This is a genomic window from Vibrio sp. V03_P4A6T147 (genome assembly GCF_002241085.1).
Taxonomy (GTDB): domain Bacteria; phylum Pseudomonadota; class Gammaproteobacteria; order Enterobacterales; family Vibrionaceae; genus Vibrio; species Vibrio anguillarum.
The window spans coordinates 1-4,104 of record NZ_NDIO01000006.1 but is presented as its reverse complement, the minus strand read 5'-3'; the positions used below and the strand labels follow the sequence as shown (position 1 = coordinate 4,104).

4 protein-coding genes are annotated in these 4,104 nt (G+C 45.2%); all 4 read right to left on the bottom strand.

The genetic code is table 11. From position 1 onward, the window contains the following. Positions 1 to 225: 225 nt before the first annotated feature. From B9J84_RS00180 to proV, 4 genes are read right to left on the bottom strand one after another with little or no spacing between them, the layout of a single operon-like run. On the bottom strand, positions 226 to 756 hold the full coding sequence (locus tag B9J84_RS00180) for a MarR family winged helix-turn-helix transcriptional regulator (RefSeq protein ID WP_017043348.1): 531 nt from the start codon (positions 754 to 756) through the stop codon (positions 226 to 228). Between the two features lie 4 nt (positions 757 to 760). Continuing rightward, positions 761 to 1,768, bottom strand: coding sequence for a glycine betaine/L-proline ABC transporter substrate-binding protein ProX (gene proX, locus B9J84_RS00175; RefSeq protein ID WP_064626292.1), 1,008 nt, complete (start codon positions 1,766 to 1,768; stop codon positions 761 to 763). Then, a complete protein-coding gene (proW, locus tag B9J84_RS00170) occupies positions 1,765 to 2,871 on the bottom strand; it encodes a glycine betaine/L-proline ABC transporter permease ProW (protein ID WP_094123258.1) in 1,107 nt (368 codons plus the stop codon). Before proW ends, proX begins: the two co-directional genes overlap by 4 nt. A 2-nt stretch (positions 2,872 to 2,873) precedes the next feature. Further along, positions 2,874 to 4,061 (bottom strand): glycine betaine/L-proline ABC transporter ATP-binding protein ProV, encoded by a 1,188-nt coding sequence (gene proV / locus B9J84_RS00165; RefSeq protein ID WP_013867972.1) that lies wholly within the window; start codon positions 4,059 to 4,061, stop codon positions 2,874 to 2,876. Positions 4,062 to 4,104: the final 43 nt, after the last annotated feature.

Below are 4,104 nucleotides of genomic sequence, written 5' to 3'. Positions count from 1 at the left end.
GTGTAGTTGGCTGTTTTAGGATAAATAAGCAACGCCATGATCGTGATGATCCATTGATAATTTTTTTGAAATAAGTCTAAGTATTCCATGACGAATCAGAAAAAGGAGATTTGGTTCAAAATAACCGAAATTCAGTCAATTACAACCTCTAATCTGGCTGAGGTTGATAATTGGAATTGGGTTGAGAAAAAAGTAACCAATTTGCTTTAGTCGGTCGAATAAAAACTAGAAAGGGTCATCGGGTTCTAGGCTAGACAATAGCGTCGATGCTTCTATTTCTGGTGTTTTCATCATCATCGATAACCGCTGTAAAGTGGAGAGAATGAGAGTTTGTTCCCATGCGTTTAATGCCTGAAATTGTTCAATAAAGCTATCTTTTAGCAGTGTGGGTGCTTTGAGTAATAATTCATCTCCTGTTGGGGTCAACAATGCATGAACTTTACGTTTATCTTGTTGATCTCGCTCTCGAATGATCAGTGCGCGCTTTTCTAAGCGATCCAAAATGCTGGTCGCTGTAGCTTGGCTCATATTAGTATGATCGGAGAGTTGCTTTATGGTCATATCGGCCGAGTTTTGGATCGCACGCATTAACAATAGTTGGGGGCTAGTGAGGCCAAAATCTTTGTTTATTTTTTTGGAATGGAGATCTGTCGCACGAATAATTTGGCGTATAGCGACCAGTACTTCTTCATGAATATCCAATACTTTCCTCCTTGAAAATAAGCAGAGCCACCCTTTTGATATGGGTGGCTCCATATTCTTACTTAGCGGCTTCTTTGGCGGTTTTTATCCACGAATCGAATTCAGATTGGTGAGCTTTTATCCAACCATTGGCATGAGCTTCAATATCTTTGGCAGAGTTTTTACCTTTACTCATGATCATGTTTTGCGCACTGATATCATTAATATTCAACTTCATGATTTCAAAAAGTTTTGCTGCGGCTGGGTTTTCTAGAGCGAATTTTTTATTGGCGACAATCAGCATGCTGTTCATCTCAAAGCCGAAGTTCTTTCCGTTGGGTAGGGTTGTATCGATATTTTTGCGCTCACCAGGTAGGGCAGAGAAAGGGACTTCAAGCCAAGTGACATCTTTACCAGGGACCAACACCCCACTCACCCAATAAGGTGTCCAAGTGTAATAAAGGATAGGGTCGCCTTTTTTGTAGCGTGAAATTGTATCGGCAATGATAGCGGCATAGTTACCTTGGTTGTGAGTAACGGTCGGTCGTAAACCGTAGGCGGTTAAGTGCTCCTCAATCACCATCTCACAACCCCAGCCGGGTGTGCAGCCAGTTAAGTCTGCTTTACCATCGCCATTTGCATCAAACAGCTTGGCGATTTTAGGGTCTTTTAACTGAGCAATATTGGTAATACCGTATTTATCTGCCGTTTTTTTATCAATCAAGTAGCCTTGCGCTGCTCCTGATATATATTGACCTTTTCGATAGAACTTGGCGTCGCCGCCCGCCATCGAGTATTTGTCGGCGTGTAAAGGAAACCACCCAACGGCGAGATAGGTTGCATCGCCTTCGGCAATCGAAGTATAAGCCACGTTGTAGTCGACTTCTTTGGTCGGTTTGACATCGTACCCCAGCGCTTCCATCGCTTTGTTCACGATGAGAGTTTGAAATGTTTCTTCAGCCACTGTCGATTGTACGGGTTGTGCACTAATACCTTTGCCAGGAAGTTTATCAGCCCAAGCGCTGATGGGTAATGCCGCCGATGCGATTAAACTGGTTGAGATTAACGTCTTCCATGCGTAATTCATTTCTGTTCTCCTAGATTGTTGGCACTCTGATGAGTCAGTTTTTGCTTCAGTAAATAAAAGGGTGAGATAGGGCCGGTTTGATACCAGCGTACTTTTTGATCGCGATTTTCTGTACCGATATGCTGAGTTAGGCGATCAAGTAAGATGGCGAGAATGACAATGCCAAGTCCCCCCACGGCAGCGAGTCCCATATCAAGTCGGCCAATACCACGCAAAACCATTTGCCCTAAGCCACCGACAGCAATCATGGAGGCAATTACAACCATCGACAGCGATAGCATCAGTGTTTGGTTGACACCGGCCATAATGGTCGGCATGGCTAGTGGTAACTGAATACGGTAGAGCATCTGTTTTGGGCTTGCGCCGAATGCATGGCCTGCTTCGATAAGCTCTTCGGGAACTTGTTGAATACCTAAGATGGTTAAACGAACAATCGGTGGCAGGGCGAAAATAATGGTTACCACCACGCCAGGTACGTTGCCAATTCCGAACAGCATCACGATCGGGACTAAATACACGAATGCGGGCGTGGTTTGCATCGCATCCAAAACTGGGCGGATGAATTTTGCAGCCGTTTGATTTCTGGCCAGCCAAATCCCAAGTGGCAAGCCAATCAATAGGCAAAAGAATACCGAGGTCATGACCAAGGCGAGGGTGACCATTGCTTGTGACCACGCTCCGATTAATCCAATCGTAATCAGTGAGGCTAATGAAGCGATACCCATTTTAGGTCCAGCAAGTTGCCATGTGATCAAAAATAAAATCAACAACATCACAGGCGCTGGCGTTGAAACTAACGTGGTTTCAAATGAACTTAAAATAAAATCAACAGGTACTCTGACAGCTTGAAATAATGGCCTTCCGTGTTCCACTAACCAACCCAGCCCGGTTTCAACCCAGTGATCAAAGGGGATAATTGCATCTTGAAATGGGTGCAGCCAATCGAAAGGCGCGGGAGCGTCGGTTGCGCCATTTAACCAATCACCTGCTGTAGTTGGAGACGCAGTAGTCGCTGACCAAGGATCGCTGCTGACCGGTGTTTGCGTGGTAGACGCCCATGGGTCAAGCGCCTCTGTAGATTGAATGTTGGTTTCCGTTGTCATAATTATTCCCTATCCAAAGTCTGCAATAAGCGTGATTTGGTGATCACGCCGTAATAATTTCCCTGCTGATCGACAACAGGCACGGCGTAGGGGACTTCAGCCACTTGGCTGATTAATTCACTAACAGACAGCTCCGGATCAACCGTCACAATGTCAGGCAGTAGTGCCGCGCTAAGCGATGTTTGTTGCTTGAGAGCTTGTTTCAGAGAGTCGAGCGACACAATGCCAGAGTATTTATTCGTACGGTCAACTACAATTCCGTAGTCTCGGTCATGATCCATCAGTAACTGCATTGCTGCAGCCGGGCCATCATTGTCGTGTTTTTTAAAAACGGCCGCGGGTTTTTTACGGGCAATGTCTTTAGCTGAAAAAACACTGGCAACATTAACGCCACGAAAGAATGAACTGACGTAATCGTTAGCAGGATGATGCAATATTTCATCGGGCGTGCCCGTTTGTACGACGATGCCATCTTGCATGATGGCGATACGGTCACCAATTCTCATTGCTTCATCAAGGTCATGAGAAATAAAAACGATGGTTCGCTTATCATCATTTTGCAGGCGGATTAGTTCATCTTGCATTTCGGTGCGGATTAACGGGTCGAGTGCGGAAAATGCTTCGTCCATTAACAAAATGTCAGGGTCGTTGGCGAGTGCACGAGCCAAACCAACGCGTTGTTTCATCCCACCCGATAACTCATCAGGGAATGACTCACAGTAGGCGTCTAAGCCAACCCGAGCGAGCGCTTCTTTTGCACTTTTATTACGTTCATGAGCCACCACTCCTGATAGTTCTAATCCAAAGGCAGCGTTTTCAAGAACGGTCATATGTGGCATGAGTGCGAAGTTCTGAAATACCATTGAGATATTTTTACGTCTTACATCGCGCAGCTCTTGCTCTGAAATATGAGCAATATCCTTACCCTTCAGTAAAACACTTCCTTGGGTTGGCTCAATCAGGCGGTTCAACAATCGAACTAAAGTAGACTTGCCCGAACCGGACAAACCCATAATGACAAAAATCTCCCCCTCATTGATTGAAAGAGACACATCCTTGACCCCAACAGTGAGCCCGGTTTGCTCGAAAATTTGGTCCTTATCCAACCCTTTTTCTAACAGCGGGAAAGCTTGTTGTGGAGTCTCTCCAAATACCTTGTAGAGGTTCTTAACTTCTAACACGGGTGACATGATTTACATCCTTTGTTCTTCATGGCTATTTAATGTTTAGCCG

Excerpts from the sequence above, each read along its gene's own strand:
- proV (WP_013867972.1), bottom strand. The coding sequence starts at position 4,061 with ATGTCACCCGTGTTAGAAGTTAAGAACCTCTACAAGGTATTTGGAGAG.
- proX (WP_064626292.1), bottom strand. The coding sequence starts at position 1,768 with ATGAATTACGCATGGAAGACGTTAATCTCAACCAGTTTAATCGCATCG.
- proW (WP_094123258.1), bottom strand. The coding sequence starts at position 2,871 with ATGACAACGGAAACCAACATTCAATCTACAGAGGCGCTTGACCCATGG.
- B9J84_RS00180 (WP_017043348.1), bottom strand. The coding sequence starts at position 756 with ATGGAGCCACCCATATCAAAAGGGTGGCTCTGCTTATTTTCAAGGAGG.